13 protein-coding genes are annotated in these 15,692 nt (G+C 70.6%); 7 read left to right on the top strand and 6 right to left on the bottom strand.

What is annotated here, in order from left to right; translation table 11 throughout:
• Position 1: 1 nt before the first annotated feature.
• The 7 genes from rapZ to secG all read left to right on the top strand — a co-directional run bounded on the left by rapZ (position 2) and on the right by secG (position 6,854).
• On the top strand, positions 2-850 hold the full coding sequence (gene rapZ, locus QL985_RS05075; protein ID WP_290147594.1) for an RNase adapter RapZ: 849 nt from the start codon (positions 2-4) through the stop codon (positions 848-850).
• Between the two features lie 26 nt (positions 851-876).
• Positions 877-1,950, top strand: a complete 1,074-nt coding sequence (yvcK, locus tag QL985_RS05070; protein ID WP_249493888.1) for a uridine diphosphate-N-acetylglucosamine-binding protein YvcK — start codon at positions 877-879, stop codon at positions 1,948-1,950.
• Positions 1,951-1,999: 49 nt separating this feature from the next.
• Positions 2,000-2,989: a DNA-binding protein WhiA gene (whiA, locus tag QL985_RS05065; protein ID WP_135010116.1), complete on the top strand. Its 990-nt coding sequence runs from the start codon at positions 2,000-2,002 to the stop codon at positions 2,987-2,989.
• Positions 2,990-3,226: 237 nt separating this feature from the next.
• Positions 3,227-4,234, top strand: a complete 1,008-nt coding sequence (gap, locus tag QL985_RS05060) for a type I glyceraldehyde-3-phosphate dehydrogenase (RefSeq protein WP_249493887.1) — start codon at positions 3,227-3,229, stop codon at positions 4,232-4,234.
• Between the two features lie 79 nt (positions 4,235-4,313).
• Positions 4,314-5,546, top strand: a complete 1,233-nt coding sequence (locus QL985_RS05055; RefSeq protein ID WP_200829426.1) for a phosphoglycerate kinase — start codon at positions 4,314-4,316, stop codon at positions 5,544-5,546.
• 41 nt (positions 5,547-5,587) lie between these two features.
• Positions 5,588-6,403, top strand: coding sequence for a triose-phosphate isomerase (gene tpiA / locus QL985_RS05050; protein WP_135010122.1), 816 nt, complete (start codon positions 5,588-5,590; stop codon positions 6,401-6,403).
• Positions 6,404-6,599: 196 nt separating this feature from the next.
• Complete coding sequence (gene secG / locus QL985_RS05045) at positions 6,600-6,854, top strand: preprotein translocase subunit SecG (protein ID WP_039101201.1); 255 nt, start codon at positions 6,600-6,602, stop codon at positions 6,852-6,854.
• 314 nt (positions 6,855-7,168) lie between these two features.
• On the opposite strand, the gene pgl is transcribed toward secG, so the two are convergent.
• The 6 genes from pgl to tkt form a co-directional block, all read right to left on the bottom strand.
• Positions 7,169-7,960: a 6-phosphogluconolactonase gene (gene pgl / locus QL985_RS05040; RefSeq protein WP_208546921.1), complete on the bottom strand. Its 792-nt coding sequence runs from the start codon at positions 7,958-7,960 to the stop codon at positions 7,169-7,171.
• Positions 7,957-9,066: a glucose-6-phosphate dehydrogenase assembly protein OpcA gene (locus QL985_RS05035; RefSeq protein ID WP_235005058.1), complete on the bottom strand. Its 1,110-nt coding sequence runs from the start codon at positions 9,064-9,066 to the stop codon at positions 7,957-7,959. The genes pgl and QL985_RS05035 overlap by 4 nt, the downstream gene beginning before the upstream one ends.
• Entirely contained in the window at positions 9,063-10,574 is a 1,512-nt protein-coding gene (gene zwf / locus QL985_RS05030) for a glucose-6-phosphate dehydrogenase (RefSeq protein WP_035885007.1), read from the bottom strand. Before zwf ends, QL985_RS05035 begins: the two co-directional genes overlap by 4 nt.
• A 63-nt stretch (positions 10,575-10,637) precedes the next feature.
• Positions 10,638-12,242, bottom strand: a complete 1,605-nt coding sequence (locus QL985_RS05025; RefSeq protein ID WP_039101200.1) for a glucose-6-phosphate isomerase — start codon at positions 12,240-12,242, stop codon at positions 10,638-10,640.
• 124 nt (positions 12,243-12,366) lie between these two features.
• A complete protein-coding gene (tal, locus tag QL985_RS05020; protein ID WP_039101199.1) occupies positions 12,367-13,473 on the bottom strand; it encodes a transaldolase in 1,107 nt (368 codons plus the stop codon).
• Positions 13,474-13,558: 85 nt separating this feature from the next.
• Positions 13,559-15,670 carry a transketolase gene (tkt, locus tag QL985_RS05015; protein ID WP_259905936.1) on the bottom strand — a complete coding sequence of 704 codons (2,112 nt, stop codon included), beginning with the start codon at positions 15,668-15,670 and terminating at the stop codon, positions 13,559-13,561.
• Positions 15,671-15,692 lie beyond the last annotated feature (22 nt).

Raw genomic sequence — 15,692 nt, 5'->3', positions numbered from 1 at the left:
GCTGATCGTCACGGGGATGTCCGGTGCCGGCCGCTCCACCGCGACCCATGCCCTGGAAGACCTCGGGTGGTACGTGGTGGACAACCTGCCGCCGCAGATGCTCGGGACCCTCGCGGACCTGGCCTCCCGCACCCCGCAGACGCTGCCCAAGCTCGCCGTGGTGATCGACGTGCGAGGCAAGGCCCTGTTCAACGACATGCGCGAGACGCTGGCCGCCCTGGAGACCTCGGGCGTGGACTTCTCGGTGCTGTTCCTGGAGGCCTCGGACGAGGTCCTGGTGTCCCGCTACGAGCTCCAGCGCCGCCCGCACCCGCTGCAGGCCGGCGGGCGGATCCTGGACGGCATCAAGGCGGAGCGGGAGCTGCTGCGTGATCTGCGCGAGACCGCGGACTCCGTGCTGGACACCACGTCCTTCAACGTCCACGCCCTGACCAAGGCCGTGGCGGACATGTTCTCCACGAGCGGGCCCGTGGTGCTGCGCCTCACCGTGATGAGCTTCGGCTTCAAGTACGGCGTGCCGGCGGACGCCAACTACGTGGCGGACGTCCGCTTCATCCCCAACCCGCACTGGGTGCCCGCCCTGCGCCCGCGCACGGGCAAGGACCCGGAGGTGCGGGACTACGTCTTCGGCAACGACGGCGCACGCACGTTCGTGGACCGCTTCGTGTCCATGCTCGAACCGGTCTTCGCCGGCTACCGCAACGAGAGCAAGCACTACGCCACCATCGCCATCGGGTGCACGGGCGGCAAGCACCGCTCCGTGGCCATCACCGAGGAGGTCGCCCGGCGGCTCAGCAAGTCGCCCCGGGTGACCGTCAACATCCAGCACCGGGACATGGGCCGCGAGTAGCCTGCCCCCCAGACATGACGGAATCGATGAGTTCACTTCCCACCACGGGTGCCCTGCCCCGGCTGCCGCTGAGCAGCCGGCGTGACGTGGACCCCTACCACTCCCTGGACCCCTCCGCCCGGGACGCCCTGACCGACGCGGACTCGGTGGTGGCCCTCGGCGGCGGCCACGGGCTCTCCGCGAGCCTCTCCGCGCTGCGGCTGCTGGCCCCCGCCCTGACCGCCGTGGTCACGGTCGCGGACGACGGCGGGTCGTCCGGTCGGCTGCGCAACGACCTCGGCGTGCTGCCGCCGGGCGATCTGCGGATGGCGCTGGCGGCCCTGTGCGACGACTCCCAGTGGGGCCGCACCTGGAGCGACGTGATGCAGCACCGCTTCAGCATCGAGGGGCACCCGGACGAGGGACTGGACAACCACGCCCTGGGCAACCTGCTGATCGTGACCCTGTGGGAGCTGCTGGGAGACCCCGTGGAGGGACTGCGCTGGGCGGGGGCCCTGCTCGGGGCACGCGGTCAGGTGCTGCCCATGAGCTGTACTCCGCTCGTGATCGAGGGGGACGTCGCCCCGGGCAGCAGCCCCACGGTCGCCTGCCCGCCCGAGGCCGTCACGCGCACAGTCACGGGGCAGGCGCGCCTCGCCAAGGAGGCGGACGTGTGCAACGTGCGGCTCAGCCCGGCAGACGCCGAGGCGTGCCCGGAGGCCGTCACCGCGATCGAGGAGGCGGCCTGGGTGGTGCTCGGCCCCGGCTCGTGGCACACCTCGGTGCTTCCGCACCTGCTGCTGCCTCAGCTGCGGGATGCCATCTGCGCGTCTCCCGCCAAGCGGCTGGTCACCCTCAACCTCTCCCGCGACTCGGAGACCCTCAGCATGGGCTCGGGGGACCAGCTGCGGGTCCTCAAGCGCTACGCCCCGGAGCTGCGCCTGGACGTGGTGCTCGCGGACCCGTCCGCGGCCGAGTCCCCCAAGGACGTGGAGGCCGCCGCGGCACAGCTCGGCGCGGTGGTGCACTGGGACTCCCTCCGGGACAAGGACGGCGGCTCGGTGCACAACCCCTTCAAACTGGCCGCGGCCTACCAGCAGATCATGAACGCGGAGCACTGACCGGGGCAGCCCCGGCCCCCGCCCGAGCACGACAAGGAGATCGACGTCTATGGCATTGACCGCCTCGGTCAAGGAAGAACTCGCCCACCTGCAGGTGCGCAAGTCCGCGGTGCGCGCGGCGGAGCTGTCGGCCCTGCTGCGCTTCGCGGGCGGGCTGCACATCGTGGGCGGGCGCATCGTGGTGGAGGCGGAGCTGGACACGGAGTCCGTGGCACGCCGCGCAGCACGCACGGTGGGAGAGGTCTTCGGCCACGACTGCGAGCTCGGGGTGATCAGCGGCGGCGGTCTGCGCCGGGACCGCACCTGGGTGGTGCGGGTCGCCCGCGACGGCGAGGCCCTCGCCCGGCGCACCGGACTGCTGGACGCCCACGGCCGGCCCGTGCGCGGGCTGCCCCCCACGGTGGTCAACGGCAGCGTGGAGGAGTCCGCGGCCGTGATCCGGGGCGCGTTCCTGGCGCACGGCTCCCTCACGGAGCCCGGTCGCGCGGCCGCCATGGAGTTCACGTGCCCGGGACCGGAGGCGGCCCTCGCCCTCGTGGGCTCCGCGCGCCGTCTGGACGTCCTCGCCAAGGCGCGGCAGGTGCGCGGCGTGGACCGCGTCGTCGTGCGCGACGGCGACACGATCGCCGCGCTGCTCACGCGCCTGGGCGCCCACCGCGCGCTGCTGCAGTGGGAGGACCGGCGCATGCGCAAGGAGGTGCGGGCCACGGCCAACCGGCTCGCGAACTTCGACGACGCCAACCTGCGGCGTTCCGCGCAGGCCGCCGTCACGGCGGGGGCCAAGGTGGAGCGGGCACTGGACATCCTGGGCGACGGGGCCCCCGAGCACCTGCGCGCGGCCGGGCGGCTGCGCGTGGCCAACAAGCAGGCGAGCCTGGACGAGCTCGGCCGGCTGTCGGACCCGCCGCTGACCAAGGACGCGATCGCGGGCCGGATCCGCCGGCTGCTGGCCATGGCCGACCGCCGCGCGGAGGAGCTCGGCGTGGCCACCACCACGGAGTTCGCGGCCCAGGCGGGCGGGGAGCGGCGGCGCGGATAGTACCAGCCGCCCGTGACTCCGCAGTGAATGTTGGTTCATGTGGGGTTTGCGAACAGATGGCGCGTCGGTCCCCGCAGCACTGTCCTCGCGACGCCGGACGCGCTAGAATGAACACGGAAGAGCAGGTGGTTTCGTTGGTCGCCGAGCACTCCGGGTGTGGGAATCATGCCGAATGGTTTTGATCCCACATCCAGGCGATCACCGTCCGCCGCACACCCACACGCAGAGGAGAACGCAGTGACAGTCAAGGTTGCCATCAACGGATTCGGACGCATCGGCCGTTGCTTCGCGCGGGCCCTGTACACCCACCACGGCCACGACATCGAGCTGGTGGCCGTGAACGACCTCACCGCCCCGGAGACCTTGAAGCACCTGTTCGAGTTCGACTCCGTCATGGGTCGGCTGGGCTCCAAGGTCACCCTGGACGGTGACGTGATGTCGGTGGACGGCCACCAGGTGAAGTTCTTCGCCGAGGCCGATCCCTCCAAGCTGCCGTGGGGCGAGCTCGGGGTGGACATCGTGGTCGAGTCCACGGGCAAGTTCACCACCGGCCCCAAGATGCAGGCCCACCTGGACGCCGGCGCCAAGAAGGTCGTCCTCTCCGCCCCGGGCAAGGAGGTGGACGGCACCTTCGTGTACGGCGTGAACCACGAGAGCTACGATCCCGCCACCATGAACCTGGTGTCCGCGGCGTCCTGCACCACCAACTGCCTGGCCCCGCTGGCCAAGGTCATCGACGACGAGTTCGGCATCGAGCGCGGCCTGATGACCACCATCCACGCCTACACGGGTGACCAGCGCCTGCACGACGCCCCCCACAAGGACCTGCGCCGCGCCCGTGCCGCCGCCCTGAGCATGATCCCCACCACCACCGGTGCCGCTGCGGCCGTGGGCCTGGTGCTCCCCGAGCTCAAGGGCAAGCTGGACGGCTTCGCCGTGCGCGTCCCGGTCCCCACGGGCTCGCTCGTGGACCTCACCGTGGACGTCCGTGAGGACGTCACGGTCGAGTCCGTCAACGCCGCCGTCAAGAAGGCCGCGGAGGGCCCCTTCCAGGGCATCATCGAGTACTCCGAGGAAGCGCTGGTGTCCAAGGACATCGAGGGCTACGACGTCTCCACGGTGTTCGACGCGCCGCTGACCAAGGTGATCGACAACCAGGTCAAGGTCATCGCGTGGTACGACAACGAGTGGGGCTACACCATCCGCCTCGTGGACTTCGTGTCCTACGTGGCCGATAAGCTCTGAGACAGACCGCTCAGTGGCGCCGGTGCCCCGAGGGTGCCGGCGCCATTGTCGTCAGCAAGCGTTCACCACAGGGAAAGGGATGACAGACATGGCCAAGTCTTTGGACGATCTCATTGCGGAGGGGGTCGCGGGTCGCCGCGTCCTGGTGCGTTCGGACCTCAACGTCCCGCTGGACGGCTCCACCGTGACGGACGACGGTCGCGTGCGGGCGTCGCTGCCGGTGCTGGAGAAGCTCGTCGACGCCGGGGCGCGGGTCATCGTCATGGCCCACCTCGGCCGCCCCAAGGGCACCGTGGACCCCAAGTACTCGATCAAGCCGGCCGCGGACCGTCTGGCGGAGCTCTCCGAGGCACCGGTTCTGGTGGCCGCCGACGTGGTGGGCGAGGACGCCCGGGCCAAGGCGGAAGCGCTGCAGGACGGTCAGATCCTCGTGCTGGAGAACGTCCGCTACGATCCCCGCGAGACCTCCAAGGACGACGCCGAGCGGGGCGAGTTCGCGGGCGAGCTCGCGGCCCTGACCGGTGAGAACGGCGCCTACGTGGACGACGCCTTCGGGGCGGTGCACCGCAAGCACGCCTCCGTGTACGACATCGCGCAGAAGCTCCCGGGCTACCTGGGTGACCTCGTCAAGACCGAGGTGGACGTGCTGAGCAAGGTGATCTCCGATCCCGAGCGCCCGTTCGTGGTGGTGATGGGCGGTTCCAAGGTCTCCGACAAGCTCGCGGTGATCGACAACCTCATCGGCAAGGCGGACTCCCTGCTGATCGGCGGCGGCATGGTGTTCACGTTCCTCGCCGCCCAGGGCCACGCCGTGGGGTCCTCCCTGCTGGAGAAGGACCAGATCGAGACGGTCAAGGGCTACCTGGACCGGGCCGAGAGCGCGGGCACCGAGATCGTGCTGCCGGTCGACGTCGTCTACGCCTCCCGCTTCGCCGAGGACGCCGAGCACGAGGTGCGCCCCGTGGCGGACATCGAGGGTGGCTCGATCGGAGACTCCGGACTGGGACTGGACATCGGGCCCGAGTCCGCCAAGCTCTTCGCAGAGCGGATCGGGCAGGCCAGGACCGTGTTCTGGAACGGTCCCGTGGGCGTGTTCGAGATGGCGGCGTTCGCCGGTGGCACCAAGGCCGTGGCCGAGGCGCTGGCCACCTCGGACGCCATGAGCGTGATCGGCGGCGGCGACTCCGCCTCTGCCGTGCGCAACCTGGGGTACCGGGACGAGCAGTTCGGTCACATCTCCACCGGGGGCGGCGCCTCCCTGGAGTTCATCGAGGGCAAGGAGCTGCCGGGCGTCGTCGCGCTCGGAGCCTGAGCACCCCTCGGCGATCCGTCCCACAGCGAAGGAGAACCAGCATGACCACGCAGACCAACGGTGCTTTCGACCGCACGCCCCTGATTGCGGGCAACTGGAAGATGAACATGGACCACACGCAGGGCATCGCCCTGCTGCAGAAGCTCGCCTGGACGCTCAAGGACGCCAAGCACGACTTCTCGCGCGTGGAGGTGGCGGTGTTCCCGCCCTTCACGGACCTGCGCTCGGTGCAGTCCGTGGTGGAGGGGGACGGGCTGCAGGTCCGCTACGGTGCCCAGGACCTCTCGGACCAGGACTCCGGCGCCTACACGGGTGACGTCTCCGGGCAGTTCCTGGCCAAGCTCGGGTGCACCTACGCCCTCGTGGGCCACTCGGAGCGCCGGGCCATCCACGAGGAGTCGGACGAGACCTGCCGGGACAAGGTCCGCGCGGCCATCCGCCACGGGCTCACCCCGGTGCTGTGCGTGGGGGAGGGCCTCGAGGAGCGCCAGGCCGGCAACCACGTGTCCTACACCCTCGAGCAGCTGCGCGGGAGCCTCGCCGAGCTCTCGGAGGGTGAGCTCGAGGGTCTCGTGGTGGCGTACGAGCCCGTGTGGGCCATCGGCACCGGGGAGGTGGCCGGGCCGGAGGACGCGCAGGAGATGTGCCACGCCATCCGTGACGAGCTGACCTCGCTGCACAGCAAGGGCTTCTCCGACGCCACGCGCATCCTGTACGGCGGCTCGGTCAAGTCCTCCAACGTGGCGGCCATCCTCTCCGGCGCGGACGTGGACGGTGCCCTGGTGGGCGGCGCGAGCCTCGACGCGGAGGAGTTCGCCAAGATCGCGCGCTTCGAGCAGCACCTGGTCACCGGCTGACCGGTGCGCGGCCGGACCCGGGAGGGAACTCTTTCCGGGTCCGGTTCGGGACCCCTCGTGCTCGCGCGAGGGGTTTTCCAGTGTCCGCCTGTAAACTGTTCCGAGAACCTGCATCCGTGCCCCGGGCCGGAGGCCGCTCACGCGGCCGCCGTGGCACCCGCGCAGCAGTCCCAGCCATCGTGAAGTGAGGCAATTCGTGGAGATCCTCCAGATCGCCCTGCAGGTCGTCATCGTGGTGACCAGCATCCTGTGCATCATGTTCGTCCTGCTCAACAAGGGCAAGGGAGGCGGGCTCTCCGACATGTTCGGTGGCGGCATGACGCAGTCCCTGAACACCTCGGGCGCCGCCCAGAAGAACGTGGTGCGCATCACCACGGTGCTCGCCATCGTGTGGGCCCTGTCGATCGTGTGCTACGCGCTCGTGCTGCGGTTCGGCCCTCCGGCCGCCTGAGCCCGGCGCACCGCACGCGGGCCGGCAGCCGGCCACGCCCGGCGCGGCGCCCCGGGGTGGAACGACCCGGCAACGCGGTCGAGGTGGACGCACTCATGTCGAAGGCCCGGACCTGAGGTCCGGGCCTTCGTCGTGCTCGGGGGTTCTGCGCCTCACGGCCTGGGTGTCAGGGCTGGCGCAGCTCGGACCGCACCGAGCGCTGTGTTCCTCACGGCCGGGGAGTGACGACGTGGGGGACATGGACTGCGGGTGACGAGCTGCGGCGGTGCACCGGCCTGGCCGGCCGCCGCCGGTCGCCGGAGCCGCCTGCACTGTCAGCCTATGTCCTCCGCAGGATCCTGCGGGACACCTGGCAGCGCGTCCTCCGTGACCAGCCACAAAGTCTCGTGCGTGCCCCTCACAGCGCTCCCGGGCGCGGCCACCGGCGAGGTCTCACGGCGGATGTGAGCGAGCGCGTCAGCCTTGGCGGCACCGGAGACGAGGAGCCACACACGGTCCGCCGAGTTGATGGTGGCCAACGACATGGTCACCCGCTCGGGCGGGGGCTTGGGGGAGTCCCTCACGGCGAACACCGGTTCGTCGTGGCGCAGCACGTCCTGCCGTCCGGCGAACAGGGACGCCACGTGGGTGTCCGGGCCCAGGCTCAGCAGCGCGAGGTCGACGTGCGGCAACCCGGTGGGCGAGTCCTCCGCGGCGGCTGCCGCCGCCAGCTCTTCCCGGTAGTCCGCGGCCGCGGCATCCACCGTGTCGATCTCGTCCGCACCGGCCACCGGGTGGACACGGTCCCACGTCAGCGCGAGGGACTCGTTCCACGCGTCGGCGGCCTGCACTCCGTTGCGCTCGGGATCGGCGCCCGGCAGGAAACGCTCGTCCGACCACCACACGTTCACGCGTGACCAGTCGACGAGCTGGGCGTCCGGGTGCGTCGCAACCTCCCGGATCACCCGGGTGCCCATGCTTCCGCCCGTCAGGGCAATCGTTGCCTCACCCCGCTCGTCCTGGGCCCGTTCCAGCACCTCCAGGATCCGCCGGGCGGTGTCCTCGGCCAGACGGTCGTCGTCCGCGTGGGGCACGAGCCGGGGGACCGGCCGGTCGTGCTCCCTCACGACCGTTCCCCCGCGCCGGTGGACCGGGTTCCTGACCCGGGGTCCCCGGCGGGCGAGGTCCCCGGCGCCGACGACGCGGGCGCGCCGTCGGTCTCGTCCGGAACCGTGGCCGATTCGCCGGTGTCGTCCGCCTCGGCCATGGCCTCGTCGAGCGGGTCCTCCGCGCCGGGCTCGTCCGACGAGCGCGTGGTGATCCGTGCCCTGGACAGGCCCTGGGTGATGACCTCTCCGTAGATCTCGTCCGCGTCCAGGCGGCGCAGCTCCTCGGCCAGGCACGCGTTCAGGTCGCGGACGGGCATGGCGATCTGCTGCTGCGGCTGACCCGGCTGGGTCAGGACGGCCACGGTGCGCCCCGGGCGGTCGAGCTCCACGGGCCCGTGCTCGGTGACCAGGCACACCCGGTCGAGGGCACGGCGGGAGTCGTCGCTCACGATCGTGGCGGGCGCGTCCAGCCGGCACGAGAGCCACACACCGAGCAGCACCATGGACGGGGCCACCGCGGCACCCTCGAGGATGATCTCCCGCACGTCCACGGGGCCCACCTGGTCGAGCACGGCGGCGAGCTGGACGCGCCAGTTGGTGATGCGCGTCCACGCGAGATCCGTGTCCCCGGGGGTGTACTGCCGGGACAGCTGCTCGAGCGACTCGAACGGCTCATCGGCCCGGGACGAGTCCGTGATGCGGCGGTGGGCGATCCGCCCGATCGAGCTGCCGCTCGGGTTCGCCGGGAAGTCGTGCGGCCACCACGCGACGATCGGGGCGTCGGGCAGCAGCAGGGCGGAGACCAGGGTCTCCGTGGGCTCCGCGAGCTCGCCGTAGCCGTGCATGAGGATGACCTCCGAGGCACCGGCGTCACCGCCCATGCGCAGCTGGGCGTCCAGCCGTGTCTCATCCGAGGAGGAGTGCGCCACGTGCACGATGATCCGGCAGGGGTGCTCGTGGCTCGCGTAGTTGGCCGCCTCGATGGCCATCTCCGAGTGCCCCGCCTGCGCCAGGATCACGAGGGTGAGCACGCGCCCGAGGGTCACCACGCCGTTCTCGTCCCGCAGCTCGTTGAGCTTCTTCTCGATGCTCGCGGCGGTGGTGTTCTCCATGTCAACTATCACGGTCGCCTCCAGACGCGTCCGTCACGAGCCATGAGCTCGTGCGCCGATGCGGGACCCCAGGAGCCCGGTTCGTAGGGCTCAGGGGTCACCCGGTGCTCGCTCCAGTACTGCTCGAAGGGGTCCAGGATCTTCCAGGACTGCTCCACCTCCGAGTGGTCGGGGAACAGCGGCGGCTCCCCGAGCAGGACGTCGAAGATCAGCCGTTCGTAGGCCTCGGGGCTCGACTCCGTGAACGCGTGTCCGTAGCCGAAGTCCATGGTCACGTCCCGGATCTCCGACTGCGTGCCGGGGACCTTGGAGCCGAAGCGGATGGTCACACCCTCGTCCGGCTGGATCCTGATCACGATGGCGTTCTGGCCGAACTCCTCGTGGTCCGTGTCCCGGAACAGCAGGTTGGGGGACTTCTTGAACGCCACGGCGATCTCCGTGACCCGGCGGCCCAGCCGTTTGCCGGCCCGCAGGTAGAAGGGCACCCCGGCCCAGCGGCGATTGTTGATGTCCACGCGCAGGGCAGCGAACGTCTCCGTCCGCGAGTCCGCCGGGATGTCCGACTCCTCGTGGAAGCCCTTGACGAACTCCCCGCCCTGCAGCCCCGAGGTGTACTGGCCCAGGGCCGAGTGCTCGCCGAGGTCCTCGGGCAGCACCACCGACTCCAGCACCTTGGCCTTCTCCCGCCTCAGGTGGCTGGCGCTGAACGAGGCGGGCTCCTCCATGGCGGTCAGGGCGAGCAGCTGGAGCAGGTGGTTCTGGATCACGTCCCGGGCCGCCCCCACGCCGTCGTAGTACCCCGCACGGGAACCGATCCCGATCTCCTCGGCCATGGTGATCTGCACGTGGTCCACGGAACGGGCGTCCCACAGCGGCTCGAACATCTGGTTGGCGAAGCGCAGCGCCAGGATGTTCTGCACCGTCTCCTTGCCCAGGTAGTGGTCGATGCGGAAGACGCTGTCCGCGCGGAACACGCGTTCCACGATCGCGTTGAGCTCGCGCGCGGACTCGAGGTCGTGACCGAACGGCTTCTCGATGACCACACGGCGCCAGCCCGTGCTGTTCTCGCTGTCCGCGAGGTCGCGGTCCGCGAGCTGCTGGCACACCGTCTCGAAGGCCTTGGGCGGGATCGAGAGGTAGAACGCGTGGTTGCCGCGGGTGCCCCGGTCCCGGTCCAGCTCCTCGAGGGTCTGCGCGAGACGGTCGTAGGCGTCGTCGTCGTCGAACTCACCCTGTACGAACCGCAGGCCCGAGGCGAACTGGTTCCACAGGTCCTCGTTGTAGGGCGTGCGCGCGTGCTGCGTGACGTTCTCCTTGACGTACTCCGCGAACTGGGCGTCGTCCCAGTCCCGCCGCCCGAAGCCCACGAGCGAGAACGCCGGGGGCAGCAGGCTGCGGTTCGCGAGGTCGTACATCGCGGGCAGCAGCTTCTTCTTGGCGAGATCGCCGGTCACGCCGAACAGCACGAGGGCCGACGGCGCCGCCACGCGCGTGAGCCGCCGGTCGCGCGGGTCCCGCAGGGGGTTGGGATTCTTGGTGTCGGGCACGGGACTTCCTGTCCGGTCGCTGGTGGGTGGCGGGTGTCAGAGAGCCGACGCCGCCTCGAGCAGCTGGGCTACTCCCGCCGCGCGGTCGGTGAGACGCAGCCGCAGGACAGGGCGGTCGTGCTCGCCCAGCACGGCCGCGTCCCCGTCCGCCTGGGCGCTGATGAGCTCTCCGAACGTGAAGGGGATCCCGGGGATGTCCACGTCTGTTTCGGTGGCCGCCGTGATCTGCAGGTACACGCCCTGGGCGGGCCCACCCTTGTGGTACTGCCCGGTGGAGTGCAGGAAGCGCGGACCCCAGCCGAACGTCACGGGACGGCCGGTGTGCCGCGCCAGCTGGTCACGGATAGCCTCGAGCTGCGTCCACTGCAGGCGGTCGAAGTAGGCCTGCACGCTGACGTAGCCGTCCTCGGGGAGCTGCTCGAGCAGAGCCGTGAGCGCGTCCTGCACGGTGGTGGCGCCGTGGAGCAGGGACTCGTCGCCCCGAATCTCCACGCTCCCGTCCGTGGCCACGGCCGGGGAGGGCTCGGGGGAGGAGGCCAGCAGCTCGCGCGTGGCGGCCTTGGCGGACTCCACGTCCGGCTGGTTGTAGGGGTCGATGCCGAGCAGGCGCCCGGCCACGGCGGTGGCCACCTCGAAGGTCAGCATGAGCCCGCTGAGGGAACCGGCCACGCGCACGCCGTCACCGGAGCCGGTCTCCACGGACTCCTCGTCCACGAGGGACACCACCAGCACGTCCTGCGCACCGGAGGTCAGTTCGGGTGCGGCCTCGTCCACCACCACGGGCAGGACACCGGTGCCCGACTTGCCGGTGGACTCCGCGATCAGCTGCTCGGCCCAGTCCGCGAATCCCACGAACGGTGCGCCCTGGTTCACCAGGACGATCTTGTCGCGCAGCGGATCGGTTCCGCCGAGCGCCGCGCCCAGCTGCAGGCCGATGTTGTTCTCGTCGTCCTCGCGCAGCATCTCCGCGGCCTCCTCGGCGTCGTCGAGCAGCGCGGCGACGTCCACCCCGGCGAGCCCCGAGGGAACCAGCCCGAAGGCGGTGAGCGCGGAGAAGCGGCCGCCCACGTTCGGATCGGCGTTGAAGGTCTTGCGGTAGCCGGCCTCGCGCGAGGCCGAGTCCATGGGGGAGCCCGGGTCGGTGACCACCACGACGCGCGACGGGCCGTCGATGCCGGCCCGTTCGAACGCCTCGAGGAACACGCGGCGGGCGGAGTCCGTCTCCACGGTGGAACCCGACTTCGAGGAAACCACCAGGGCGGTGTGCTCGAGGTCCTGGAGGGCCGTGGAGACCATCTCGGGATCGGTGGAATCCAGCACGAACAGCTCCACACCGGCGCTGCGCGTGATGACCTCGGGGGCTAGCGAGGAGCCGCCCATGCCAGCGAGCACGAAGCGGGTGACGCCCTCGCGGGCGAAGTCGTCGCGCAGCTCCATGATCTCCGGGATCAGGGGACGGGAGACGGTCGCGGCGTCCGTCCATCCCAGCCGGACCGCAGCCTCCTCCTCTGCCGCGGCACCCCAGAGCGTGGGATCCTGCGCGAAGAGCTTGGAGGCGAAGTTGTCGGCGACGAGACGGGGTACGTGGGTGTCCACGGCGTCGCGCGCGGATCCTGCGGCCTGCAATGACAATGAGCTCACGGGGAGCCTCCTCGGACTGGTCGAGCTGGCGGTGTGGTGGATCGTAGGACCGTCCGCCGCGCCCTGCCGGGGAACCCGACGGGACGCGGCGCACGGGCAGGCCCGGCCGCTGCCGGGCGGGGACTCAGCGGGCGTCGTCGAGCGCGGTGCGCACGGTGGCGAGCAGCTCGTCCCAGGACGCGTCGAACTTCTGGAGACCCTCGGTCTCCAGCTGCTCCACGACCTCCTGGTAGGAGACACCCAGCGCGCCGATCTCGTCGAGGATCCGGGACGACTCCTCGTACGTGGCGGTCACGGTGTCCGCGGTGACCTCCGCGTGGTCGAACGTGGCGTCCAGGGTCTTCTCCGGCATGGTGTTCACGGTGTTCGGCGCCACCAGCTCGGTCACGTAGAGGGTGTCGGGCAGCTCAGGGTCCTTGACTCCCGTGGAGGCCCACAGCGGGCGCTGCGGGTTGGCGCCCGCGGCCGCGAGACGCTTCCAGCGCTCCGTGTCCAGGGACTGCTCGTAGACCTGGTAGGCGAGGCGGGCGTTGGCGAGCCCCGCCTTCCCCTTCAGTGCCGCAGCTTCACTCGAGCCGACGGCGTCCAGGCGCTTGTCGATCTCCGTGTCCACGCGGGACACGAAGAAGGACGCCACGGAGTGGATGGTGGAGAGGTCCTTGCCGTTCTCGAGAGCCTTCTCCAGCCCCTCCATGTAGGCGTTGATGACGTTGCGGTAGCGCTCGAGCGAGAAGATCAGGGTCACGTTGACCGAGATGCCCTCGGCGATCGTGGCCGCGATCGAGGGCAGGCCCTTCTCCGTGGCCGGGATCTTGATGAGCGCGTTCGGCCGGTCGATCGTCTGCGAGAGCTTCTGGGCCATGGACGAGGTCGCGTCGGCGTCCTGGGCGAGCCGCGGGTCCACCTCGATGGACACGCGCCCGTCCTGGCCCTGCGTGGCCTCGGCGATCGGGGCGAAGAGGTCGCACGCGTCTCGGACGTCGTCGGTGGTGATGCGGAACACGGCGTCGTCCACCGAGGTGCCGGCCGCGGCCAGCTCGGCCACCTGCTCGCGGTAGGACTCGCCGTCGGCGAGGGCCGCCGCGAAGATCGTGGGGTTGGTGGTCACGCCCACCACGTTCTTGGTGTCGATCAGCTCTTGCAGGTTGCCGCTCGTGAGCCGCTGGCGGGAGAGGTCGTCCAGCCAGATGGAGACGCCGGCGTCCGAGAGCTTCTGAGTGGGAGTGGTCATGTCTGTGTCCTCCGGTCGCGTGGGAAATCTGGGGCCGTTGCGGGCGGCGGGTCCGCCGCCCGCAACGGGTGCAGGGGTGTGGGGCTCAGCGCGCGGCGGCGATGGAGTCCAGGGCGGCCTCCGTCACGGCCTCTGCGGTGATGCCGAACTCGCGGTAGAGCGTCTCGTAGTCCGCGGACTCGCCGAAGTGCTCCAGGGAGACGGCCCGCCCGGCATCGCCGAGGAGGTCGTTCCAGGACATCCGGATGCCGGCCTCGACCGTGACCCGGGCCTTGACGCCCGCGGGGACCACGGACTCGCGGTACTGCGCGTCCTGGGCGTCGAACCACTCGCGGCACGGCATCGAGACCACGCGGGCGGACACGCCCCGGGCCTTGAGCTGCTCGCGGGCCTTCAGCGCGAGCTGAACCTCCGAGCCGGTGCCGATCAGCACCACGTCCGGCGTGCCCTCGCTGTCAGCCAGCACGTAGCCGCCGCGCGCCACGCCCTCGGCGGAGGCGAACTTCTCGCCCTCCGCGTCCGGGTGCAGGTCCTCACGGGCCAGCGTGGGCAGGTCCTGGCGCGTGAGAGCGATGCCCGCCGGGTGCTCGTGGCTCTCCAGGATGGTCCGCCACGCCACAGCGGTCTCGTTGGCGTCCGCGGGGCGCACGACGTCGAGTCCCGGGATCGCGCGCAGCGAGGACAGCTGCTCCACGGGCTGGTGCGTGGGTCCGTCCTCGCCCAGACCGATGGAGTCGTGGGTCCAGACGTAGATGGAGGGCACCTTCATGAGCGCACCCAGGCGCACGGCCGGGCGCTGGTAGTCGGAGAAGATGAGGAACGTCCCCGAGAAGGCGCGGGTCTGGCTGCTCATCACGATGCCGTTGACGATCGCCGCCGCCGCGTGCTCACGGATGCCGAAGTGCAGCACCCGGCCGTACGGGGAGCCCGTCCATTTCTCGGTGGAGCGCTTCTCCGGGATGAAGGACGGGGCGGAGTCGATCGTGGTGTTGTTGGAGCCCGCGAGGTCCGCGGAGCCGCCCCACAGCTCGGGGAAGGTGTCCGCGATCGCGTTGATGACCTGCCCGGAGGCCTTGCGGGTGGCCACGGCCTTGCCTGCTGGGAACGTGGGGAACGCCGCGCGGTAGTCCTCGGGCAGCTCCTGGTTCTTGATGCGGTCGTAGAGGGCCGCCTTGTCCGGGTGGGCGCTGCGCCACTGCTCGAAGGACTTCTCCCACTCGGCGCGCTCGGCCTTGCCGCGCTGGGCGACCTCGCGCACGTGGTCCATGATCTCGGGCTCGATCTGGAAGGACTTCTCGGGATCGAAGCCCAGGATCTCCTTGGTGGCGGCGACCTCGTCCGCGCCGAGCGCGGAGCCGTGGATGCCGCCGGTGTTCTGCTTGGTGGGGGAGGGCCAGCCGATGATGGTGCTGAGCGCGATCAGGGACGGCTTGTCCGTGACCTTGGTGGCGGCCACGATCGCGTCGTAGAGGCCCTGGACGTCCTCCTGGTACTGCCCGCCGTTGCGCCAGTCCACGCGGGTGGTGTCCCAGCCGTAGGCCTCGTAGCGGGCCAGCACGTCCTCGTTGAACGCCACGTTGGTGTCGTCCTCGATGGAGATCTTGTTGTCGTCGTAGATCACCACCAGGTTGCCCAGCTCCTGGGTGCCGGCCAGGGACGAGGCCTCGGAGGTGATGCCCTCCTGGAGGTCCCCGTCCGAGGCGATCACGAACACGTGGTGGTCGAACGGGGAGGTGCCCTGGGCGGCGTCGGCGTCGAAGAGCCCGCGCGTGTAGCGCTGGGCGTACGCGAAGCCCACGGAGGAGGCGAGCCCCTGGCCCAGCGGTCCGGTGGTGATCTCCACGCCCGTGGTGTGCCGGTACTCGGGGTGGCCCGGGACCTTGGAGCCCCACGTACGCAGCGACTCCAGGTCCGACATCTCCAGGCCGTAGCCCGAGAAGAAGAGCTGCAGGTAGAGCGTCAGCGAGGTGTGCCCGGGGGAGAGGATGAACCGGTCGCGCCCGGTCCAGCGGTCGTCCGAGGGGTCGTGGCGCATGACCTTCTGGAACAGCAGGTAGGCCACGGGTGCCAGGGACATGGCCGTGCCGGGGTGGCCGTTGCCGACCTTCTGCACGGCGTCCGCCGCGAGGACACGCGCGGTGTCCACGGCGCGGGCATCCTGTTCGGTCCAGTTCAGCGGTTGATCGAGGTTCGGCACGGTGGCGCGCCCCTTTCCTGTG

This window comes from Kocuria sp. APC 4018 (assembly GCF_030407675.1).
Lineage (GTDB): Bacteria > Actinomycetota > Actinomycetes > Actinomycetales > Micrococcaceae > Kocuria > Kocuria rhizophila.
The sequence above is the reverse complement of the archived record's forward strand: the minus strand, read 5'-3'. Positions and strand labels throughout refer to the sequence as shown.